Origin of the sequence: Actinomadura chokoriensis (assembly GCF_039529475.1) — a bacterium.
GTDB classification, from domain to species: Bacteria; Actinomycetota; Actinomycetes; order Streptosporangiales; family Streptosporangiaceae; genus Spirillospora; species Spirillospora bangladeshensis.
Genome location: NZ_BAAAMW010000015.1, coordinates 57,281 through 78,638 on the forward strand (window position 1 = coordinate 57,281; position 21,358 = coordinate 78,638).

The following is a 21,358-nucleotide window of genomic DNA, read 5'->3' on the forward strand; positions in this document are numbered from 1 at the left end:
CTCCGGGGGGCGGGCCTGAGCGGGCCCGCCCCCCGCGGGTCACTTGCCGAACATCTCGCGGAGGCGGCCGATCTGCTCGCGGCGCTCTGCGGCGCACTGCTGCTCCAGGGTGTTCTCGGCGGCCTCCCACAGCAGCCGCTTCGTCGCGACCGCGGCGCCGGGGTTCACCGCCAGCAGCGACGCCACCAGCTCCCGGACGGCGCCGTCCAGGCCGTCGCGGGGCACGACGATCTCGGCGAGGCCGAGCCGGGCCGCCTCGTCGGCGAGCACGGTCCGCGCCGTCAGGCACAGCTCCAGCGCGCGCCCGATGCCGACGATCTCCACCAGCGGCTTGGTGCCGGTCAGGTCGGGGACGAGCCCGAGCGCGGGCTCCTTCATGCAGAACCGGGCGTCGTCGGCCGCCACCCGGATGTCGCAGGCCAGCGCCAGCTGGAAGCCGCCGCCGATCGCGTGCCCGTGCACGGCGGCGACCGTGACGATGTCGGGGCGCCGCAGCCAGGTGTAGCCCTCCTGCAGCTCCGCGATGAAGCGGTCGGTGGCCTCGGCGTCCGAGCCGTCGGCGAAGCCCTCGCCCTCCCCGGAGAACATGCCGAGGTCGATGCCGGCGGAGAAGCACGGGCCCTCGCCGCGCAGGACGACGACGCGCACGTCCGCGGGCAGGGAGCGCCCGATGGCGGCGAGCCCGCGCCATGTGTCGAACGTCATGGCGTTGCGCCGCTCGGGCCGGTTCAGGGTGACGGTCGCGACCGCGCCGTCCACCGCCAGGCGCAGCCCGGCCTTCTCCAACTCGGGCATGGCCGCATCCGGCCGTCCCGTCGTCGTCGCGTCCCCCACTGGTCTTCCTCTCGATGAGCGTGGCGGGCCCGCCCCGCCGTCCACGGGGCGGGACCCGCTCGCCCGGTCCGCCGCCGCGACCGAACCCTACTCGGCCGGCCGCGGCGCCGGATCAGGCGGTGCGCTCATCCGGGGGCAGGGGTCCGGTCAGGACTTCTTGCCCCGGGTCGCGCCACCGCGACCGCGCAGGTTGACGCCGGACTCGGTCAGAATCCGGTGGATGAAACCGTACGAGCGGCCGGTGGCGGCTGCCAGGGCGCGGATGCTCTCGCCGGAGTCGTACCTCTTCTTCAGGTCCGCCGCCAGCTTGTCGCGCTCGGCACCGGTCACGCGGGTGCCCTTCTTAAGGGTCTCGGCCACGAGTACCTCCCGTAGTGATGTGGTGACCGCTGCGTTATCCCCCGCCATGATCAGTCATTCCCGGCTGTTCGGCTACCCACTCGGCCAGAAAAGATCTGCGGAAGTCACCTCGCAGGTCACGCGAGCGCCACCAGATCGGCAAACTCGTCACTCCAGATGTCTTCCACACCATCGGGCAGCAAAATCACTCTTTCCGGCGCGAGCGCGTCGACGGCGCCCTCGTCGTGGGTCACCAGGACGATGGCTCCGGCGAACGTCCGGAGGGCGCCGAGGATCTCCTCGCGGCTGGCCGGGTCGAGGTTGTTGGTGGGCTCGTCCAGCAGCAGCACGTTCGCGCTCGACACCACCAGCATCGCCAGCGCCAGCCGCGTCTTCTCGCCGCCGGACAGGACGCCGGCGGGCTTGTCGACGTCGTCGCCGGAGAACAGGAACGAGCCGAGGATCTTGCGGACCTCGACGGGCGCCATGCCGGGCGCGGCCGACTGCATGTTCTCCAGGACGGACCGCTCGACGTCGAGCATCTCGTGCTCCTGCGCGTAGTAGCCGAGCCGCAGCCCGTGGCCGGGCACCACCGACCCGGTGTCGGGCGCGTCGACGCCCGCCAGCAGGCGCAGCAGCGTGGTCTTGCCGGCGCCGTTCAGGCCGAGGACGACGACGCGGCTGCCCCGGTCGACGGCCAGGTCCACGTCGGTGAAAATCTCCAAAGATCCGTACGATTTCGACAAACCCTCCGCGGTGAGCGGGGTCTTGCCGCACGGCGCCGGCTCCGGGAAGCGGATCTTGGCGACCTTGTCGGCCTGCCGCTCGCCCTCCACACCCGCGAGCAGCTGCCGGGCGCGCCGGTCCATCTGCTGGGCCGCCTTGGCCTTGGTCGCCTTCGCGCGCATCTTGTCGGCCTGCGACAGCAGCGCCGACGCCTGCCGGTGCGCGTTGGCCGACTCGCGCTTGCGGCGCCGCTCGTCGGTCTCGCGCTGGTCGAGGTACTTCTTCCAGCCGACGTTGTAGACGTCGATCACGCAGCGGTTGGCGTCCAGGTGGAACACCCGGTTGACGACCGCGTCCAGCAGCTCCACGTCGTGGCTGATCACGACCAGGCCGCCCTGGTGGCCCTTGAGGAAGTCGCGGAGCCAGACGATCGAGTCGGCGTCCAGGTGGTTGGTCGGCTCGTCCAGCAGCAGGGTGTCGGCGCCGGAGAACAGGATGCGGGCCAGCTCGACGCGGCGCCGCTGGCCGCCCGACAGCGTCCCGAGCGGCTGGGTCATCACCCGGTCGGGCAGGCCGAGGCTGGAGGCGATCGACGCCGCCTCCGCCTCCGCGGAGTAGCCGCCGAGCACGTGCAGGCGCTCCTCCAGCCGCCCGTAGCGGCGGACGGCCTTGTCGCGCTCGGCGCCGGTCGCGGTCGCCATGGCGTCCTCGGCGGCGCGCAGCTTGCGGATCACCTCGTCCAGCCCGCGGGCCGACAGGATCCGGTCGCGGGCCAGCTCGTCCAGGTCGACGCCGCGCGGGTCCTGCGGCAGGTAGCCGATCGTGCCGGAGGACGTCACGGCGCCCTGCGCGGGCACCGCCTCCCCGGCCAGCACCTTGGTGAGGGTGGTCTTGCCGGCGCCGTTGCGCCCGACGAAGCCGACCCGGTCGCCGGGGTTGACCCGGAACGTGGCGGCCTCGATCAGCAGCCGGGACCCGGCGCGCAGCTCGATGTCTTTCGCGATGATCACAGTGACAGGGCTCCCCTGACGGACGGCTCGGTGGACAGGCGGCACGAAACGGCGCGCCGCGCGGCCTCGCAGACCGCCGGCGCGCCCTTGGCGCTCTGTCAGTTCGGGAGCTGAACCATCTGGCCATTGTACGTGAAGCGCCGTCCAGTCCCGGCCAGGCGGATTCGGTGCGGAAGGCATGTGTGAACGGCGCGCGGCGGGCCAGTATGAGGATGGCGGCGTGCGGCGGGGCGGCACCGGGACCGGCGTTCCCGGCGTGAAGGAGGGTGAGTCGGATGACCCGGGTCACGGGCAACGTGCCGGAGGGGACCCCGAACTGGCTCGACATCGGCGTCCCCGACCTGGAGCGGGCGAAGACGTTCTACGGGACGCTCCTCGGCTGGCAGTTCCAGGACACCGGCCCCGAAGGGGGCCACTACAACATGTGCATGCTGGGCGGTGAGCCCGTCGCCGGGATGATGCGCAATCCCGACGAGGCCCCCGACGAGTACTGGTGGACGGTCTACTTCGCCGCCGACGACTGCGACGGGCTGGCCAAGCGCGCCACCGACGCGGGCGGCGAGGTCGTCGTCCCGCCGATGGACGTGATGGACCAGGGCCGCCTGGCGGTCGTCAGGGACCCGCAGGGCGGCCAGTTCGGGCTGTGGCAGGGGCGGGCGCACCCCGGCTCCCGGATCGTCAACGACCCGGGATCGTTCACCTGGAACGACCTGTTCGCGCCCGACGCCGGGCCGGCCCGCGAGTTCTACACGGCGGTGTTCGGGTTCGAGCTGGAGGAGATGCCCGGCATGGACTACACGGTCGTGCGCCGCGCGGGCGACGGCCGCTACATCGGCGGGATCCTGGGCCGCGAGGGCCTCGTCCTCGGCGGCGGGTCGGCCCCGGTCGCGTCGTGGCTCACCTACTTCGCGGTGGACGACCCCGACGCGGCGGTCCGCAAGGTCCGCGCCGGCGGCGGCGCGGTCGACGAGGAGCCCGTCGACACCCCGTACGGCCGCATGGCCACCGTCCGCGACCCGTTCGGGGTGCCGTTCCGGGTCATGCGGCCGGCGCCCCAGCCCGAATCGTGACCGGTCTTCGCGGGCCCGGCCCTGCGCCGGGCCCACGGAGACCGGCCCCCGGGTCAGCCCTGCCGCTCGGCGGCCAGCCGCTGACCGATCGTCTGGTGCAGCCGCTGCAGACCGGACGTGCCGACCAGCCCGATCTGCCCTTCGAGGTCGCGGAGCAGGACGTCCTCGTTCATCACGACCTCCGACGACTGCATCAGCACGGTGCCCTCGCCGGTGAAGTCGAACTGGTGCTCCTCGCCGGACTGCCCGCCGATGCCGAACACCATCCGGGCGGCGCCGAACGCGCCGCGCATGTAGGAGTGGTCGTAGTGGTGGCAGGGCGAGGGGCAGTCGGCCCAGCCGAGCAGCGCCTGCGGGTCGACCCGGATCGGCGGCTCGACGAAGTGGACGGGCCCGTTGGAGGCCGCCACGAAGCGCCCGGTGCCGATCAGCGTCAGGAACCCGGGGATGATCGACTGCTTCAGCTCCAGGCCCGGCTCGAACGCCAGCAGGTTCCCGGCCCGGACGGTGAGGTTCCCGTTCTCCAGGTCGAAGGAGTTGACGTCGAACCCGCGGTCGGCGAGGACGAGCTTGCCCTGCCCCTGCGCGACGATCCAGTCCTGCGCGTAGAGCGGGGAGTTGAAGGTGTGCGCGACGAGGGAGTCCAGCGGCCCCGACGACAGCGCCTCGAACCTGATCTGCCCGTAGTAGGCGATCATCTTGCCCTTCTGCGCGAACCACTGGCCGTTGAGGTCGACGCTGAAGGCGTAGGGGTTGACGTTGTCGTTGGACGGGAGCGTGTGCGGGTTCCAGGTCCGCGTGCCGAACGTGCTCACGGGTCAGATCTTCCTCTCGCTGGCCTGGACGTAGACGACGCCGGAGCCGCTCAGCTCCAGCTGGAAGCCCTCGCCGGAGCCGCGTCCGATGATGTCGCGCAGCCCGACCGCCGTGGTGAGCTTGTTCTGCACCTGGCCGCGGTGGGCCACGTACGCCTGGGGGTCGACGTGGACGGGGCGCTGCGGGGTGATCGGCAGCTCCATCACGCCGCCGTGCGACAGCAGCGCGCACGAGCCGTGCCCGGTGAGCGTCGTGGTGAACAGGCCCTGCCCGGTGACCGCGCCGCGCACGATGCCGCGCACGCCGCCCTGCTCGCCCATGAACATCGTCCCGACCTGGAGCGTCGTGTCGTGGACGAGGAGCCGGTCGGCCTCGGCGTACAGGGTGTCGGCGCCGTTCAGGTCGATGACGGTGACCTCCAGCCCGCCGTGCCCGAACAGCACGCTGCCCTGGCCGGTCACGTGCATCATCGCGCTGCGCTCGCCGGCGACGGCGCGCCCGATCGTGCCGCCGATGCCCTGCCCTGCGGTGGCGGTCGGGGCGAACGACACGGGGCCGGTGTAGCCGAGCATCGCGCCGCGCTTGCTGTAGACCTCCTGCCCCGGCCCGATCGGCACCTGGAGCATCTTGGAGTTGATCGACTGGTATCCGGGCATCAGATCTCCAAGATTCCGCCGCGCTCGGCCGGCTGGACGTACACCAGCCCGTGCCCCTGGTACCGGAACTGCACGCTCTCCCCCGATCCCTGGCCGATCACCGTGCGCCAGTTGACGTCGGTGACCACGTCCTGCTGGAGCTGCCCGTGATGGCACACGTACGCGTGGGGGTCGACGCACAGCGGTGTCTGCGGCGTCACCTCCAGCGCGATGGCCGGCCCCTCGGAGAGGATCGCGACCGTGCCGTGCCCGTCCACCTTCGTGGTGGCGAGGCCCTGGCCGGTGCCCATGCCCCGCAGCCCGACGAACTGGACGCCGGTCTGCAGGTTCCCGTCGAGGGCCAGCAGGCTCTCCGACTCCACGAAGAGGGTGTCCCCGGTGAGCTGGACGAGCGTGACCTCCGTCGCCTCGCTCGCCAGGTACACCGTGCCCTGCCCGGTGACCTCCATGAGCGTCATGCCCTCGCCGGCGATGCGCCGCTTGAGGGCGCCGCGGAGCCCCTCGCCGCCCGTCATGCCCTGCCGCTTGAACGCCATCTGGCCCTCGTAGGCGACCATGGAGCCGTTCAGCGCCCTGATGGTCTCGCCGGCGAGGTCGACGGCGAGCATCTTCGAGCCGTTCATTCGAAATTGCGCCACGAAGCGAGAAGATACAGCCCGGCGCGTTGCCGGTCCCGCTCGCGCGCACATCGGGAAGGATGAGCACCATGTGGATCGCTCCCGAACGCCGCAGTCTCAGCCGGTGGGCCGTGCCAGGGCTCGTCCTGGCCGCCGGTGTGGTGGTCGGGGCCGTGCTGGCCGCCGACGGGCGGTCCGGGACGGCCCTCGTCGCGCTCTGCGCGCTCGCCGGGTACGCCCTGTACCTGGGCTACCGGCGCAACGAGCCGGCCCTGCCGATCAGCGACGGGTTCGGGTCCGGCACCCGGGCCCGCGCGCACCTGCGCGCCGCCGCGACGACGGGCGACGTGCTGACGGTCGCGGTGGTCGGCGGCCTCGTCGTCCAGGCGCTGCGCGGCTCCGACATCACCGCCTACGCCTGGCTCGCGGCGGTCGCGGGGGTCACCTACCTGCTCGCCGCCCTGGCCGGCACCCGCAGCCTCTGACCGCCGCCGAACGGCCCGCGGGACGGGCGCCGCGCCGCCGACCTGGGCGAACTCTGGGTTAACTTCTCCTGACACGGGTCGTTTCGGGGGCGGACGGACGGCATGATGCGGGGTGTGTCCGCCGTCGACGCACTCGATGCCCTCCCGGCCCGCGCGGTGTTCCACCCCGTGGTCGACCTCGGCACGGGCGCCGTCGTCGCCGTGGAGGCGCACGCCGGGCCGTCCGGCGCCCCGGCGCGGATCGACCCGGCCGCCGAGGACGTGCGGCGCGCCGTCGAGGCGGCCCGCGCGGCCCATGCCCTCGGAACCCGGCTGCCCCTGCAGCTCTCCCTGCGCGCGGAGACGCTCGCGAGCGGGGACGACCTGCTCCACGAGCTGCACGGCGGCCTCGGCGAGGCGGGGCGGCGGCCGCAGGAGGTCATCCTCTGCGTCACCGGCGGGTTCCCGCCGGCCCGGCGGCCGCCGCTCACCGCCGCGCTGGCGGCGCTGCGGCACGCCGGCTACCTCGTCGGCCTCGCCGGGCTCGGCTCCGCGCACGCGCCGCTGGACCTGCTGGTGGACGGCGCGCCCTACCTGCTGAGACTCGATCCGGAGCTGGCGCGCGCGGCGCACGCCGAGCCGCGGCGGTCGGCGCTGGTCGCGAGCCTGGTGGAGCTGGCGCACCGGCTGGAGACGCACGTCCAGGCGCCCGGCATGACCGGCCGCGAGCAGATCCTGCACCTGCGGGAGGCGGGGGTGCGGCTGGTCCAGGGGCCGGCGCTCGCGCCGCGGGAATGGGTCCCCGGCATGCCGGTCAGCATCCCGGTCGCGGCGGAGCGCCCGAAGCCGGCCCGGCCGGGCCCCGGGCTCGGGCCGCGGGTGTCGGAGTTCACGATCCCCGCGGTCACGCTGCCGCACACCGCCACCGCCGACGAGGTGCTCACCGTGCTGAACGCCGAGGCCGGCGTCACCAGCGTCATCCTGGTCGACGACCGGCAGCGGCCGCTGTGCACGGTGGACCGGACGCGGTTCCTGCTCCAGCTGTCGGGCGCCTACGGGCACGCGCTGCACGCGCGCAGGCCCGCCGCCCGGCTCGCCGATCCGCCGCGCCCGGTCCCGCGCACCGTCCCGGCGATCGCGGCGCTGCGCGCGGCCGGGGCGGAGGACGACCGCGTCTACGACGACCTGGTCGTGGTGGACGAGGTGGGGCGCTGCCTCGGCATCGTCCGCGTCGCCGACCTGATCCGCGCCATGTCGCGCTGAGAGCGCCGCGGCGCGATCAGCGCGCCTCCGGCGGCCCTTCGGCGGGATCGTGCCGGGAGAGTCCGGTGGCGACCGTTTCCCGGGCGAGGATGGCGGCCTGCACGCGGCTGGCCAGCCCCAGCTTGCCGAGGATGCGGCTGACGTGCGTCTTCGTCGTCGTCTCCGCCATGTCGAGCCGCACCGCGATCTGCCCGTTCGACAGGCCCTCGCCCAGGCAGGCGAACACCTCCCGCTCCCTCGGCGTCAGCTCGTCCAGGCCCGGGACGTCCGGCGCGGCCGCGGGCCGGGCCGCGAACGCGCCGATCAGCCGCCGGGTCACCCGCGGGGCGATGACGCCGTCGCCGGCGGCGACCGTCCGGACGGCCTCCACGAGCCGGTCGGCGTCCACGTCCTTGAGCAGGAAGCCGGCGGCGCCCGCGCGGAGCGCGCCGAACACGTACTCGTCCATGTCGAACGTGGTCAGCACCAGGACGTCGGTGAACCCGGCGATCTCCCGGGTCGCGCTGATGCCGTCCAGGCGGGGCATGCGGACGTCCATGAGCACCACGTCGGGGCGCAGCTCCCGGGCCAGCTCCACCGCGCGCAGCCCGTCCTCGGCCTCGCCGACCACCCGCACGTCGGGCGCGCCGCGCAGGATCAGCACCAGGCCGGCCCGCACCGCCGCCTGGTCGTCGGCGACCAGCACCTCGATCATGGCGTCCTCTCCAGCTCCACGGGCAGCTCGGCGTGCACCCGCCACCGGCCGCCGTCCGGCCCCGCGTCGAACTCCCCGGCCAGCATCACCGCGCGCTCGCGCATCCCGACCAGGCCGCTGCCGCTGCCCGGCAGCTGGGAGCCGTCCCGGCCGAGCGGGCTGGACACGTCGATCACGAGCCGCCGGCCGTACTCGACCCGGACCTCGGCGCGGCCCGGCCCGGCGTGCTTGAGCGCGTTCGTCAGGGACTCCTGGACGATCCGGTACGCGGCCAGCTCGACCGCCGCGGGCAGCTCCGCCGGCTCCCCCGCGACCTCCAGGCGCGCCGACAGATCGGATCGCGCGGTGTGCCGGACGAGCCGGTCCAGCTCGGCGAGCCGCGGCCGGGCGGCCGGATCGGCGTCGCCGCCGTCCCGCAGCAGCCCGATCATCCGGCGCATCTCGGCGAGCCCCTGCACGCTGTTCTCCCGGATGACCCGCAGGGACCGCTCGATCTCCTCGCGGTCCAGGTCGGGCACCCGCAGCACCGCCGAGGAGTGCAGCGCCACCGCGCTCAGATGGTTGGCGATCACGTCGTGCAGCTCGCGGGCCATCCGGGCCCGCTCGGCGGTCACCGCCGCGCGCCGGTCCAGCTCGGCCAGCCGCGCCACCTGCTCGGCCCGTTCGCGCTCGGCCTCCGCCCGCCGGCGCTCGGCCTCGGCCCGCCGCCGCTCCGCCTCCGCCCGGAACCGGTGCTCGCGGACCGCCATCGCGGTCAGCACCGGCGCCACCCACACCAGCCCGGCGACCGCGCCCGCCACCACGCCGACCGCGACGCCCCGCAGCGCGATCCCGACGCCGGCCGTCACCGCCAGCGACGCGGCCACGGTCGACCCGAGCAGCCACTCCGCCGTCCTCCGCCGCCCGTACAGGCTCGCCGCGTACAGCGCGTCCCCGTAGATCATCGCGGTGGCGATGCTCGGCCCGAACGCCACGTCGGCGACGTTGAACGGGGTCGCGAGGGCCAGCCCCGTCAGCGGCGCGGTCCGCCGCAGCAGCATCGCCGCGCACAGCCCGAGCAGCGGGATCAGGCGCACCCGGTGCGAGGGGTCCCAGCCCGGCGCCCACGTCGAGTAGCCGTGGGCCGCGAGCATCAGCAGCCCGCCCGCGAGCGCGGCCGCCGCGATCAGCGCGTCCTGGCGCGTGGTCAGCCGTCGGATCAGGTGCACGGGTACATCTCAGCATCCCGGCCGCCGTGCCTCGTCCGCCCGGGTGAGGAGCGGGCGTACATCCTTCGGACCACCCGGAGAACCTCACCGCGGACGACGATCCGGCGCCGCCCGGCGACGACGATGGAACCCGTGCTCATCGCCGTCATCGCCGCATGCGAGATCGGATTCTGGATCGTCCTCGCGGCCGGCCTCCTCGCCCGCTACCCGCTGCGGCTGCGCCGCACCGGCGCGGTGCTGCTGCTCTGCGTCCCGCTGCTGGACCTGGTCCTGCTGGCCGCCACCGCGATCGACCTGCGCAACGGGGCGACCGCCGGCACCGGCCACGGCCTCGCCGCCGCCTACCTCGGCTACTCGGTCGCCTTCGGGCACAGCATGGTCCGCTGGGCGGACGAGCGCTTCGCCCACCGCTTCGCCGGCGGTCCGCCGCCGCGCGGCAGGCCGAAGTACGGCGGCGCCCGCACCCGCTACGAGTGGCGCGAGTTCGGCAAGGCGGCCCTCGCGACCGCCATCGCCTGCGCCCTCCTCCTGGCCATGACCGCCCTCGTGGACGACCCCGACCGCACGGGGGCCCTCACGGCCTGGCTGGGCCGCCTGGGCACCGTCCTCGCGATCTGGGCCATCTGGCCGGTCAGCTACACGCTCTGGCCCGCTAAGCCGAAGGAGCGCGCCGACCGCGCACCGCGAGGGTGACGATCGGCAGCTCGAACGCGCCCCCGCTCGTCTCCGGCGCGCTCCTCAGGTAGTCCAGGACCCGCGCCATGACCTGCTCGCGCTCGGCCTCGCCGAGGACCAGCATGTGCGAGTGCGTCCCGATGGTCGCCGCCATCGACTCCGCCGTCCGCCGCTGGCCGTGCGGGAACTCCGCCCGCTCGAACGCCGGGAACCACGCCGTCTCCGGCAGCGACTTCGGCCGCCAGTTCGTGAACGACACGCTGCTCCGCGAGAGCCGCTTCATCTCCGCGACCCACGGCACCCGGTCGTCATCGGTGTTCCACAGGCCCGCGAGGACACCGCCCGCGGCCAGCACCCGGTGGATCTCCGGCAGCGCCCGGTCCAGGTCGAACCAGTGCATCGCCTGCCCGACCACGACGGCGTCGACGGCCCCGTCGTCCAGCGGGATGCGCTCGGCGCTCCCCTCGACCGCCCGCACCCCCGGCACCCGCCGCCGCAGTTCCGCCAGCATCGCCCCGTCGGGTTCGACGGCGACGAGCCGCTCCGCGTCCGCCCCGGCCCGCAGCAGCACCTGCGTCAGCTTGCCGGTCCCGGCCGCGAGATCCAGCACCCGCAGGCGCCCGCGCCCCGCGACCGGCGCCAGCGCCCACCGCACCGCCGCGTCCGGATAGTCGGGCCGCTCCTCCGCGTACGCCGCCGCGCGCGCCCCGAACGAGGCCGCCCGCCGCGCCACCAGCCCCGGCTCGCTCCCGGGAAACGCGTCCATCACACCCGCCACTGTAAGCAGCCGCCCGGAGCACCGACCCGGGGCGGCGCCGCGCGTTCGGAGGATCCGGGCACATGCGTGAAGGCCGCGGTCCCGGGCGGGGCGCGGCCTTCGTGCGGCGCGGTGCGGTCAGACGTTGAATCCGAGGGCGCGGAGCTGGTCGCGGCCGTCGTCGGTGATCTTGTCGGGACCCCACGGCGGGAGCCAGACCCAGTTGATCTTGACGTCCTTGACCAGGCCCTCCAGGGCGCTGTGGGCCTGGTCCTCGATCACGTCGGTGAGCGGGCAGGCGGCGCTGGTCAGCGTCATGTCGATGGTGGCCACCTCGTCGTCGAGGTTGATGCCGTAGATCAGGCCGAGGTCGACGACGTTGATGCCGAGCTCGGGGTCGACGACGTCCTTGAGCGCCTCCAGGACCTCTTCCTCCTGAGGGGCCGTGCCGGTCGCGGGCGTGTCGGTCATGATGCCTCTCCGAGTGCGCGTGCGGTCGCGTCCTTCCACGCCATCCAGGCGAGCAGGGCGCATTTGATCCTGGCGGGGTACCTGGAGACCCCGGCGAAGGCGATGGCGTCCTCCAGGACGTCCTCGTCGGGCTCGATGTCCCGGCCGCGGGACTGCATCAGGGCCAGGAACTCCTCCCCGACGGCCATCGCCTCCTTCACGGACTTTCCGATGATCAGGTCGGACATCACCGAGGCGCTGGCCTGGCTGATCGAGCAGCCCATGGCGTCGTAGGACACATCGGCGACCGTGGCGTCCTGGCCCTCGCCGTCCAGGTGGACGCGCAGCGTCACCTCGTCACCGCAGGTCGGATTGACGTGGTGCGCCTCGCCCTCGAACGGCTCCCGCAGCCCTTTGTGGTGGGGGTTGCGGTAGTGGTCCAGGATGACCTCCTGGTACATCGCCTCCAGCTGCATGTCGTCCCTTCCAAGCCTTTTTCGCTACAACCGGCCCGCGCGTCAGTGTGTTCCGAAGAACTTCTGAGCGTGCCGTACCCCGTCGGCGAGCGCGTCCACGTCGGCGAGGGTGTTGTAGAGGTAGAACGTCGCGCGGGTCGTCGCCGGGATGCCGAAGCGCCGGCAGATCGGCCACGCGCAGTGGTGGCCGACGCGGACCTCGACGCCCAGGTCGTCCAGGACCTGGCCGACGTCGTGGGGGTGGATGTCCTCCACGGTGAACGACACCGCGCCCCCGCGCGCCTCGGTGGTGCCGGGCCCGATGATGCGGACGCCGGGGATCTCGCCGAGCCGCTCGAGGGAGTACCCGACGAGCGCCTCCTCGTGGGCGTGGACGCGGTCCATGCCGAGGTCGGCGAGGTAGTCGCAGGCGACGCCGAGGCCGATGGCCTGCGCGGTCATCGGGACGCCGGCCTCGAACCGCTGCGGCGGCGGCATGAACGTGGTCTGCTCCATGTGGACGACCTCGATCATGGACCCGCCGGTGATGAACGGCGGCATCGCCTCCAGCAGCTCACCGCGGCCCCACAGCACGCCGATGCCGGTCGGGCCCAGCATCTTGTGGCCGGAGAACGCCAGGAAGTCGGCGCCGAGCCCGGTGACGTCGACCGGCTGGTGCGGGACGGACTGCGCGGCGTCCAGCAGGACGAGCGCGCCGACGGCGTGCGCCCGCTCGATGATCCGCTCCACCGGCGGGACGGTCCCGAGCACGTTCGACTGGTGCGTCAGCGCGACGATCTTGGTGCGCTCGTTGACCAGGCCGTCGAGGTCCTCCAGGTCCAGGCGGCCCTCGTCGGTGATGCCGAACCAGCGCAGCGTCGCCCCGGTGCGCCGGCACAGCTGCTGCCACGGCACGAGGTTCGCGTGGTGCTCCATCTCCGACACCACGACCTCGTCGCCGGGGCCGACCGCGAACCGCTCGGCCTCCGGGCCGGCGGTCGCGGCGTTGCTCATCGCGTACGCGACGAGGTTGATGCCCTCGGTGGCGTTCTTGGTGAACACGATCTCCGCGGGCGACGCGCCGATGAACCGGGCGATGGACGCGCGGGCGTTCTCGTACGCCTCCGTCGCCTCCTCGGCGAGCAGGTGCGCGCCCCGGTGCGGGGCCGCGTTGTGCCGCTCGTAGAACTCCCGCTCCGCGTCCAGCACCCGGACGGGCTTCTGCGAGGTCGCCCCCGAGTCGAGGTACACCAGAGGACGCCCGCCGCGGACCGTGCGCCCCAGCAGCGGGAAGTCCTTCTTCAGCTCCTCGGGCAGAAGGCTCATAGGGACGCGCCCGCCTTCACGTACTTCTCGTAGCCCTGCTCCTCCAGCTCGTCGGCCAGCTCCGGGCCGCCCTCGGCGACGACGCGGCCGGCCGCGAACACGTGCACGAAGTCGGGCTTCACGTACCGCAGGATGCGCGTGTAGTGCGTGATGAGCAGGACGCCGGTGTCGCCGGTGGCGAACCGGTTCACGCCCTCGGAGACGACCTTGAGGGCGTCGACGTCGAGGCCGGAGTCGGTCTCGTCCAGGATCGCGAACTTCGGCTTGAGCATCTCCAGCTGCAGGATCTCGTGCCGCTTCTTCTCACCGCCGGAGAAGCCCTCGTTGAGGCTGCGCTGCGCGAACGCCGGGTCGATGGACAGGTTGTCCATCGCCGTCTTCATCTCCTTGGAGAAGTCGCGGAGCTTCGGGGCCTCGCCGCGGACGGCGGTCACCGCCGAGCGCAGGAAGTTGGAGACGGACACGCCCGGCACCTCGACCGGGTACTGCATCGCCAGGAACAGCCCGGCGCGGGCGCGCTCGTCGACCGACATCGCGAGGACGTCCTCGCCGTCCAGCGTGACCGTCCCGGACGTCACCGTGTACTTGGGGTGCCCGGCGACGGCGTAGGCCAGGGTGGACTTGCCGGAGCCGTTCGGCCCCATGATCGCGTGGGTCTCGCCGGCCTGCACGGTCAGGTCGACCCCGCGGAGGATCTCCTTCGCCCCGTCGGAGCCGTCGCCGACGGAGACGTGGAGGTCGCGGATCTCTAGCGTGGCCATAGTGCGTGTGGTTCCTTCGTCGTGGGGTCAGTCGTCGCCGAGCGAGACGTAGACGTCCCCGCTCTCGACCTTGACCTTGTAGGTGGCGACCGGCTGCGTGGCCGGCGGATTGGTGGGCTTGCCGCTGCGCAGGTCGAAGCACGACCCGTGCAGCCAGCACTCGATGGTGCCGTTGTAGATCTCGCCCTCCGACAGCGAGACCTCGGCGTGCGAGCAGATGTCGTTCAGGGCGTACACCTCGTCGCCGCTGCGCGCGATGACGACGGGCGTGTCGTCGACCTCGACGCCGAGGGCCCCGTCGGCGGGGACCTCGTCCAGCGCGCACACCTTCACGTACGTCATCGCGCGGCCCCCAGGTCCAGCTCCTCTTCGATGGCCTCGCGCACCTTGTCGCGGACCTCGGCGACCTCGATGCGCTCGACCAGCTGGCCGAGGAAGCCCCGGACCACCATGCGGCGCGCCTCGTCGAAGGTGATGCCGCGCGCCTGCAGGTAGAACAGGTGCTCGTCGTCCAGGCGCCCCGACGCGGACGCGTGCCCCGCGCCGGCGACCTCGCCGGTGAGGATCTCCAGGTTCGGCACCGAGTCGACCCGCGTCCCGTCGGTGAGGACGAGGTTGCGGTTCAGCTCGTAGGTGTCGGTGCCCTCCGCCTCCGCGCGGATGATCACGTCGCCGATCCACACCGCGTGCGCGTCCCGGTCCTGCAGGGCGCCGCGGTAGTCGACGCGGCTGCGGCAGTGCGGGACGGTGTGGTCGACCAGGAGGCGGTGCTCCAGGTGCTGGCCGCCGTCGACGAAGTACACCCCGTACAGCTCGGCGTCGCCGCCCGGCGCCGCGTAGGCGATGGACGGCGAGATCCGCACGACGTCGCCGCCGAGCGAGATGTTGTGCGAGACGAACCGGGCGTCGCGGCCGAGCCGCGCGTGCTGGTGGGCGACGTGGACGGCGTCGTCCGCCCAGTCCTGCAGGCTGATGACCGACAGGCGGGCGCCGTCGCCGACGACGAACTCGATGTTCTCGGCGTAGGTCGCCGACCCGCGGTGGGTGAGCACCACGGTGGCCTCGGCGAACGGCTCCACCACGACGGTGGTGTGGCCGTAGGCGGCGGCCGAGGCGTCCTCGCCGCGCCGCCGCAGGACGGTCGGCGAGGAGGCGACGGCCTCCTTCGGTACGGTCACGACGGTCGCGTCGGTGAAGGAGTTCCACGCCTGCGCGCTGACCCGCTCGACGGGCACGTAGGCCTTGCCGAGGCGCGGGTCGTCGCGGCCGACGGTCTCGACGGTGACCTCGGGGGCCGCCTCGACCTCCAGCAGGACCTTGCCGCCCTCCTGCGCGGTGCCCTTGTGCAGGCCGCGGAGGCGGCGCAGCGGGGTGAACCGCCACTCCTCCTCGCGGCCCGTCGGGACCTCGAAGTCGGCGACGTCGTAGGACGCCTTCTCGTGCAGCGTCGAGAGAGGCTTGGTGTCGAGCCCCATCAGCCGACGGCTCCTTCCATCTGCAGCTCGATGAGCCGGTTCAGCTCAAGGGCGTACTCCATCGGCAGCTCCCGCGCGATGGGCTCGACGAACCCGCGCACGATCATCGCCATCGCCTCGTCCTCGGTGAGGCCGCGGCTCATCAGGTAGAACAGCTGCTTCTCCGACACCTTGGAGACGGTGGCCTCGTGGCCCATCTCCGCGTCGTCCTCGCGGACGTCGACGTAGGGGTAGGTGTCGGACCGGCTGATCTGGTCGATCAGCAGCGCGTCGCACTTGACCGTGGACTTGCTGTGCTCGGCGCCCTCCTGGATCTGCACCAGCCCGCGGTAGGACGTGCGGCCGCCGCCGCGCGCCACGGACTTGGAGATGATCGTGCTGGAGGTGTTGGGCGCGGCGTGCACCATCTTGGCGCCGGCGTCCTGGTGCTGGTCCTCGCCGGCGAAGGCGATCGACAGGGTCTCGCCCTTGGCGTGCTCGCCGAGCAGGTAGACCGCCGGGTACTTCATGGTGACCTTGGAGCCGATGTTGCCGTCGACCCACTCCATGGTGGCGCCCTCGTAGGCGACGGCGCGCTTGGTCACCAGGTTGTACACGTTGTTCGACCAGTTCTGGATGGTCGTGTAGCGGACGCGGGCGTCCTTCTTGACGATGATCTCCACGACCGCCGAGTGCAGCGAGTCCGACTTGTAGATCGGCGCGGTGCAGCCCTCGACGTAGTGGACGTAGGAGCCCTCGTCGGCGATGATCAGCGTCCGCTCGAACTGGCCCATGTTCTCGGTGTTGATCCGGAAGTAGGCCTGGAGCGGGATCTCCACGTGCACGCCCGGCGGGACGTAGACGAACGAGCCGCCCGACCACACCGTGGTGTTCAGCGCGGCGAACTTGTTGTCGCCGACCGGGATCACCGAGCCGAAGTACTCCTGGAAGATCTCCGGGTGCTCGCGCAGGCCGGTGTCGGTGTCGACGAAGATGACGCCCTTCTCCTCAAGGTCCTCGCGGATCTTGTGGTAGACGACCTCCGACTCGTACTGCGCGGCGACGCCGGCGATCAGGCGCTGCTTCTCGGCCTCGGGGATGCCGAGCTTGTCGTAGGTGTTCTTGATGTCGTCGGGGAGCTCCTCCCACGACGACGCCTGCTGCTCGGTGGAGCGCACGAAGTACTTGATGTTGTCGAAGTCGATGCCCGACAGGTCGGAGCCCCAGGTGGGCATCGGCTTCTTGTTGAACAGCCGCAGCCCCTTGAGGCGCAGGTCGAGCATCCACTCGGGCTCGTTCTTCTTGGCCGAGATGTCGCGGACGACGTCCTCGTTCAGGCCGCGGCGGGCCGCCGCGCCGGCTTCGTCCGAGTCGGCCCAGCCGAACTTGTACCTGTCGAGCCCCTCGAGTTCGGGGTGGGCTGCTGTAGTCATAGAACAACTCCAGAGAGTGATATGTTCGTCACGTCGCGATAGTCGAGCGACCGGCGGCGGGGCATGCCGTTGCAGGACGTGGAGACTTCGCCGCCGGGCGGTCTGTGAAGCGTCAACCTCCACCCCCCGTGTCGGCCCCCTCGGCCTCGGCCGCCGGGTGGAGGTCGATGGGACGTCCCTCCGGACCGTCACCTCGGGCCCGGTCGGCGCACAGGTCGACCGGGCTGACGTGGGTGGTGCAGATCCCGTCGCCGTGGGCGATCGTGGCCAGCCGCTGGACGGGGGTGCCGAGCAGCCTGCTGAACGCCTCGGTCTCGGCCTCGCACAGCTGCGGGAACTCCGCGGCGACGTGCGCGACCGGGCAGTGGTGCTGGCACAGCTGCTCGCCGCCGCCCGGCTGGGGCGCCTTGGCCGCGGCGGCCGCGTAGCCGTCGCCCGACAGGGCCTCGGCGAGCAGGCGGACCCGCTGCTGGGGCGGCGCGTCCTGCACGACCGGCCGGTACCGCTGCTCCAGGTCGGCGATCTGCCGCCGGGCGAACTCGGCGACCGCGTGGTCGCCGGCCTTGTCCGCGAGGAACCGCAGCGCGCTGGTCGCCAGGTCGTCGTAGGCGTGCACGAACGCGCTGCGCCCCGCGTCGGTGATGGCGAACCACTTGGCCGGGCGCCCCCGGCCGCGCCGGGTCTGCGGCACCCGCGCCTTGCGGACCTCGATCATGCCCTCGGCCAGCAGCGCGTCCAGGTGCCGGCGGATCGCGGCCGGCGTGAGGCCGACGCGTTCGCCCAGCGTGGACGCCGTGACCGGGCCGTGCTCGAGGATCAACCGGGCCACCCGCGCGCGCGTGTCGCGCTCGGTGTGGCCGGGGCCGGACGGCACGCCGGACGGCCGCGCGGCGGCGGCCCCGGTGGTCGTCTGATCCTCGCTCACGTATTTCACAACATCAGTGTGCCGTAATTCCTTCCCTGGAAACACCGGAACGCCGATGTCGTAGCTCACGCAGGCAAGGCTTACCTAACCTGGGCTTTCCGCCACGGTCGGCGCGGCGGCCCCGCGGGGCAGCAGCAGCACCGGGCACGGCGCGGCTCGGAGGATCTTGCCGGAGCTCTCCCCGAGGAAGACCTTGCGCAGCGGGCCGTCGTGCCCGGACAGGCAGGCCAGCACCTCGCCGTGCAGCATATCGACGGTGCCGAGCGTCTTGGCGATGTCGGTCCCGATCGCGGTGAGCCGCTCCACCGGCGTCCCGCCGCCGAGCAGCCCGGCGGCGTAGCGCAGGTCCTCCTCGGCCTGGGCGAGCTGGCGGTCCAGCACGCCGCCCGGGGCGCGGAACCGGGCCGCGAGGCCGGGCGGCCGGATGAGGAGGGTGAGCAGCCGCAGCTCGGCGCCGAGCCGGTCGGCGATCGCGGCGGCGGCCGTCAGCGGGCCGTCGGCGTCCCGGCGCCGCCAGTAGGCGAGGGTCATCCGCGCGATGCGGCGCGGCGGGTGCGCCGCGTAGCCGCGCGGGGCCAGCATGACCGGGACGGGCGAGCCGTGCAGCAGCTGGTCGGCGGTGCTGCCGACCGCGACCCGGCCGCGCCGCCCGCGCGGCGCCGAGCCCGCCACGATCAGGCCGGCGCCCACGTCCCCGGCGACCTGGATGAGGCCGCGCCCGCTGCTGCGGTGGGCGTGGACGCGCAGCTCGATGTCCCGCTTCGGCACGCCCATCGCGGCGAGGCGCGCGGCGGCCCGGTCCAGCGCCTCGTCCGACTGGCCCCTGAGCCAGGCGACCCACTCGGCGTCCACGGCGCCGGGGCCGGGGGTCGGCCACGGCGGCGGGTGGACGTGGACGGCCGTCAGCGGCGCGCGCGTCGTCCGGGCGAGCAGGGCGGCCAGCGCGAGCGCGTCGTCGCCGCGCTCGTCGGGCGAGTAGCCGACCAGCACCCGCGGTGCGTTGGTGTCGTTCTGCTTCGCGGCGTTCACGGGTTCCCCCTTCCCGCGGATCGCTCCGCCAGGCGTGAGTGCCGCCGGCCGTACAGGAAGTAGGCGGCCAGCCCGACGGCGCACCACAGCGCGAAGACCACCCATGTCACGCCGCCGAGCCCGACCATCAGGTACACGCAGAACCCGATGCCGAGCAGCGGCGTGACGGGGAACAGCGGGGTGCGGAAGCTGCGCGGCAGCTCGGGCCGGGTGCGGCGCAGGACGATGACGCCGACGCTGACCAGCGCGAACGCGAACAGCGTCCCGATGCTGGTGGCGTCGACGAGCCGGCCGAGCGGGATGACCGCGGCGAGGACCCCGATGAACACCGCCACGATGACGGTGTTGGCGACGGGGACCCGCCGGCCGGGGCTGACCTTCTGGAACACGTCCGGGACGAGCCCGTCGCGCGCCATGGCGAACAGGATGCGGGTCTGCCCGTACATGACGGTGAGGACGACGCTGGCGATGGCGACCACCGCGCCGAGCGCGAGGATCATCGACGGCCAGGACCGCCCGGTCGCCACGTCCAGCACCTCCGCCAGGGACGCCTCCGAGCCGCTCAGCGCGAACCTCTCCCAGTGCATCGCGCCGACGGCGGCCAGCCCGACCAGCACGTACAGGACGGTGACGATCGCCAGCGACAGCACGATCGCGAGCGGCAGGTCGCGGCGCGGGTTCTTCGCCTCCTCGCCGGCGGTGGAGGCGGCGTCGAAGCCGATGTAGGAGAAGAAGACCTTGCCGCCGGCGGCGCTGATCCCCGCCCAGCCCATCGGCGCGAACGCGCTCAGATTCCCCGCCTTGAACGCGGTGAAGGCGACCGCGCAGAAGAACAGCAGCACGGCGATCTTGAGGAAGACCATGACGGTGTTGGCGGCGGCGCTCTCGGACGTGCCGCGCAGCAGGAGCAGCGCGGCGATCAGCACCACGACCACGGCCGGGACGTTGACCAGGCCGCCGTCGCCGGGCGGGTTGGCGATCTCGGCCGGGATCGTGAAGCCGAGCGCCGCGTCGAAGAACGCGTTGAGGTAGGAGCCCCAGCCGACCGCGACGGCCGACACCGACACCGCGTACTCCAGCAGCAGGCACCACCCGCAGATCCAGGCGACCAGCTCGCCGAGCGTCGCGTAGGCGTAGGAGTAGGACGAGCCGGACACCGGGATCGTCCCGGCCAGCTCCGCGTACGACAGCGCCGAGAACAGCGCGGTGACGGCGGCGAGCACGAACGCCAGCACGACCGCCGGGCCGGCCAGCGGCACCGCCTCGCCGAGGACGACGAAGATGCCGGTGCCGAGGGTCGCGCCGACGCTGAAGAAGGTGAGCTGCAGCAGGCTCATCGAGCGCTTCAGCTCGCCGCCCTCGCCCTGCCCGCCCTCGGCGACGATCCGGTCGACCGGCTTGGTGCGCAGCAGGCTGCGCACGAACGATCCCGGCGCGGTCCCGGTGGTGGTCACAGGGTGCTCTCCAGCGGCCAGGTGGCGTTGGGCGTCACGATCGTCCCGGCGGTGCCGGCGAGGATCTCCACGCACTGGTCGAGGAGCCCGATCGCGGCCATGTCGCCGGTCCGCTCGACGAAGCTCACCGCCGCCTGGACCTTGGGGCCCATCGACCCGGCGGGGAAGTCCTCGGCGCGCAGCTCGTAGGGGGTCGTGTGGCCGATCTCCTCCTGCTCCGGCGTGCCGAAGTTCCGCATCACGCGGGGGACGTCGGTGAGGATGAGCAGCGCGTCCGCGTCCATGCTCTCGGCCAGGACGGCCGCGGTGAGGTCCTTGTCGATCACCGCCTCGACGCCCTCCAGCCGGCCGACGTCGTTGCGGAACACCGGGACTCCGCCGCCGCCCGCGCAGACCACGACCGTGCCGAGCCGGACCAGCTCGCGGATCAGCCGGGTCTCGATCACCCGCTGCGGGCGGGGGGACGGCACGACGCGGCGCCACCTGTCGCCGTCCTGGCGGACCGTCCAGCCGTACTCGCCGGCGAGCTTCTCCGCCTCCTCCCGGTCGTAGACCTGCCCGACGAACTTGGTCGGGTTCCCGAACGCCGGGTCCACCGCCGACACCAGCGTCTGGTTGATCATCGCCATCACCTGGCGGCCGGGCAGCGCGTTCTGCAGCGCCTGCAGCATCCAGTAGCCGATCATGCCCTGGGTCTCGGCGCCGATCGTGTCGAGGGGGTAGGGCCGGGTCAGGTTCGGGTCGTTGACGCTCTCCAGCGCCAGCACCCCGACCTGCGGCCCGTTCCCGTGCGTGATGATCAGCTCGTGCTTCTCGGCGAGCGGCGCGAGCGCCCGCACCGCCCGGTCGACGTTGGCGCGCTGCGGCCCGGCGTCGGCCAGGTCCCCCCGTTTGACCAGCGCGTTCCCTCCGAGCGCGACGACCACGCGCATCCGTTCCCCC

At 72.9% G+C, this 21,358-nt stretch carries 24 protein-coding genes; 4 read left to right on the forward strand and 20 right to left on the reverse strand.

From position 1 onward, the window contains the following. Positions 1 to 39: 39 nt before the first annotated feature. From ABFX46_RS27975 to ABFX46_RS27985, 3 genes are all read right to left on the reverse strand, one after another. Complete coding sequence (locus ABFX46_RS27975) at positions 40 to 795, reverse strand: enoyl-CoA hydratase/isomerase family protein (protein ID WP_163056981.1); 756 nt, start codon at positions 793 to 795, stop codon at positions 40 to 42. Between the two features lie 186 nt (positions 796 to 981). Continuing rightward, complete coding sequence (locus ABFX46_RS27980; protein ID WP_021596738.1) at positions 982 to 1,194, reverse strand: helix-turn-helix domain-containing protein; 213 nt, start codon at positions 1,192 to 1,194, stop codon at positions 982 to 984. Positions 1,195 to 1,310: 116 nt separating this feature from the next. Next, positions 1,311 to 2,909, reverse strand: a complete 1,599-nt coding sequence (locus ABFX46_RS27985) for an ABC-F family ATP-binding cassette domain-containing protein (RefSeq protein ID WP_346046629.1) — start codon at positions 2,907 to 2,909, stop codon at positions 1,311 to 1,313. Between the two features lie 275 nt (positions 2,910 to 3,184). Between ABFX46_RS27985 and ABFX46_RS27990 the strand changes: the two genes are divergently transcribed. Continuing rightward, complete coding sequence (locus tag ABFX46_RS27990; RefSeq protein WP_346046631.1) at positions 3,185 to 3,979, forward strand: VOC family protein; 795 nt, start codon at positions 3,185 to 3,187, stop codon at positions 3,977 to 3,979. Between the two features lie 53 nt (positions 3,980 to 4,032). On the opposite strand, the gene ABFX46_RS27995 is transcribed toward ABFX46_RS27990, so the two are convergent. Genes ABFX46_RS27995 through ABFX46_RS28005 form a run of 3 tightly spaced genes read right to left on the reverse strand, consistent with a single transcriptional unit; the run spans position 4,033 to position 6,089 of the window. Beyond that, on the reverse strand, positions 4,033 to 4,794 hold the full coding sequence (locus ABFX46_RS27995) for an AIM24 family protein (RefSeq protein WP_131939273.1): 762 nt from the start codon (positions 4,792 to 4,794) through the stop codon (positions 4,033 to 4,035). Between the two features lie 3 nt (positions 4,795 to 4,797). Continuing rightward, on the reverse strand, positions 4,798 to 5,451 hold the full coding sequence (locus ABFX46_RS28000) for an AIM24 family protein (RefSeq protein WP_346046633.1): 654 nt from the start codon (positions 5,449 to 5,451) through the stop codon (positions 4,798 to 4,800). Next, positions 5,451 to 6,089 carry an AIM24 family protein gene (locus ABFX46_RS28005; protein WP_346046635.1) on the reverse strand — a complete coding sequence of 213 codons (639 nt, stop codon included), beginning with the start codon at positions 6,087 to 6,089 and terminating at the stop codon, positions 5,451 to 5,453. Before ABFX46_RS28005 ends, ABFX46_RS28000 begins: the two co-directional genes overlap by 1 nt. Positions 6,090 to 6,157: 68 nt before the next feature. On the opposite strand from ABFX46_RS28005, the gene ABFX46_RS28010 reads away from it, so the two are divergent. Beyond that, positions 6,158 to 6,553, forward strand: a complete 396-nt coding sequence (locus tag ABFX46_RS28010; RefSeq protein WP_346046637.1) for an ABC transporter permease — start codon at positions 6,158 to 6,160, stop codon at positions 6,551 to 6,553. Between the two features lie 114 nt (positions 6,554 to 6,667). Beyond that, positions 6,668 to 7,795 carry an EAL domain-containing protein gene (locus ABFX46_RS28015; protein WP_346046639.1) on the forward strand — a complete coding sequence of 376 codons (1,128 nt, stop codon included), beginning with the start codon at positions 6,668 to 6,670 and terminating at the stop codon, positions 7,793 to 7,795. A 16-nt stretch (positions 7,796 to 7,811) separates the two neighbouring features. Here the strand turns inward: ABFX46_RS28015 and ABFX46_RS28020 are convergent, their stop codons facing one another. Then, positions 7,812 to 8,489: a response regulator gene (locus ABFX46_RS28020; protein ID WP_346046641.1), complete on the reverse strand. Its 678-nt coding sequence runs from the start codon at positions 8,487 to 8,489 to the stop codon at positions 7,812 to 7,814. Beyond that, positions 8,486 to 9,697, reverse strand: a complete 1,212-nt coding sequence (locus ABFX46_RS28025) for a sensor histidine kinase (protein WP_346046643.1) — start codon at positions 9,695 to 9,697, stop codon at positions 8,486 to 8,488. Before ABFX46_RS28025 ends, ABFX46_RS28020 begins: the two co-directional genes overlap by 4 nt. Positions 9,698 to 9,829: 132 nt before the next feature. Here ABFX46_RS28025 and ABFX46_RS28030 point away from each other — a divergent pair, with 132 nt between their 5' ends. After that, complete coding sequence (locus ABFX46_RS28030; protein ID WP_428831319.1) at positions 9,830 to 10,390, forward strand: hypothetical protein; 561 nt, start codon at positions 9,830 to 9,832, stop codon at positions 10,388 to 10,390. On the opposite strand, the gene ABFX46_RS28035 is transcribed toward ABFX46_RS28030, so the two are convergent. From ABFX46_RS28035 to arcC, 12 genes are all read right to left on the reverse strand, one after another. Next, positions 10,350 to 11,138, reverse strand: a complete 789-nt coding sequence (locus ABFX46_RS28035; protein ID WP_346046872.1) for a class I SAM-dependent methyltransferase — start codon at positions 11,136 to 11,138, stop codon at positions 10,350 to 10,352. The two genes, ABFX46_RS28030 and ABFX46_RS28035, sit on opposite strands and share 41 nt — an antisense overlap. Positions 11,139 to 11,267: 129 nt before the next feature. Then, positions 11,268 to 11,600, reverse strand: a complete 333-nt coding sequence (locus ABFX46_RS28040) for a metal-sulfur cluster assembly factor (protein WP_131939267.1) — start codon at positions 11,598 to 11,600, stop codon at positions 11,268 to 11,270. Beyond that, positions 11,597 to 12,055: a Fe-S cluster assembly sulfur transfer protein SufU gene (sufU, locus tag ABFX46_RS28045; RefSeq protein ID WP_346046647.1), complete on the reverse strand. Its 459-nt coding sequence runs from the start codon at positions 12,053 to 12,055 to the stop codon at positions 11,597 to 11,599. Before sufU ends, ABFX46_RS28040 begins: the two co-directional genes overlap by 4 nt. Positions 12,056 to 12,097: 42 nt before the next feature. Next, on the reverse strand, positions 12,098 to 13,360 hold the full coding sequence (locus ABFX46_RS28050) for a cysteine desulfurase (protein ID WP_346046649.1): 1,263 nt from the start codon (positions 13,358 to 13,360) through the stop codon (positions 12,098 to 12,100). Then, complete coding sequence (gene sufC, locus ABFX46_RS28055; protein WP_346046651.1) at positions 13,357 to 14,121, reverse strand: Fe-S cluster assembly ATPase SufC; 765 nt, start codon at positions 14,119 to 14,121, stop codon at positions 13,357 to 13,359. The genes ABFX46_RS28050 and sufC overlap by 4 nt, the downstream gene beginning before the upstream one ends. Before the next feature lie 27 nt (positions 14,122 to 14,148). Then, complete coding sequence (locus tag ABFX46_RS28060; protein ID WP_346046653.1) at positions 14,149 to 14,463, reverse strand: non-heme iron oxygenase ferredoxin subunit; 315 nt, start codon at positions 14,461 to 14,463, stop codon at positions 14,149 to 14,151. After that, a complete protein-coding gene (gene sufD, locus ABFX46_RS28065) occupies positions 14,460 to 15,596 on the reverse strand; it encodes a Fe-S cluster assembly protein SufD (protein ID WP_346046655.1) in 1,137 nt (378 codons plus the stop codon). The genes ABFX46_RS28060 and sufD overlap by 4 nt, the downstream gene beginning before the upstream one ends. Continuing rightward, positions 15,596 to 17,008: a Fe-S cluster assembly protein SufB gene (gene sufB / locus ABFX46_RS28070; protein WP_346046656.1), complete on the reverse strand. Its 1,413-nt coding sequence runs from the start codon at positions 17,006 to 17,008 to the stop codon at positions 15,596 to 15,598. Before sufB ends, sufD begins: the two co-directional genes overlap by 1 nt. Before the next feature lie 112 nt (positions 17,009 to 17,120). Then, positions 17,121 to 17,933, reverse strand: coding sequence for a helix-turn-helix transcriptional regulator (locus ABFX46_RS28075; RefSeq protein ID WP_428831320.1), 813 nt, complete (start codon positions 17,931 to 17,933; stop codon positions 17,121 to 17,123). A gap of 84 nt (positions 17,934 to 18,017) precedes the next feature. Further along, the gene (locus ABFX46_RS28080; RefSeq protein WP_346046658.1) at positions 18,018 to 18,962 is read right to left on the reverse strand and encodes a universal stress protein; all 945 of its coding nucleotides are present in this window, start codon (positions 18,960 to 18,962) and stop codon (positions 18,018 to 18,020) included. Then, complete coding sequence (locus tag ABFX46_RS28085) at positions 18,959 to 20,416, reverse strand: amino acid permease (RefSeq protein ID WP_346046660.1); 1,458 nt, start codon at positions 20,414 to 20,416, stop codon at positions 18,959 to 18,961. The genes ABFX46_RS28080 and ABFX46_RS28085 overlap by 4 nt, the downstream gene beginning before the upstream one ends. After that, positions 20,413 to 21,348, reverse strand: a complete 936-nt coding sequence (gene arcC / locus ABFX46_RS28090) for a carbamate kinase (protein ID WP_346046662.1) — start codon at positions 21,346 to 21,348, stop codon at positions 20,413 to 20,415. The genes ABFX46_RS28085 and arcC overlap by 4 nt, the downstream gene beginning before the upstream one ends. Between the last annotated feature and the right edge of the window lie 10 nt (positions 21,349 to 21,358).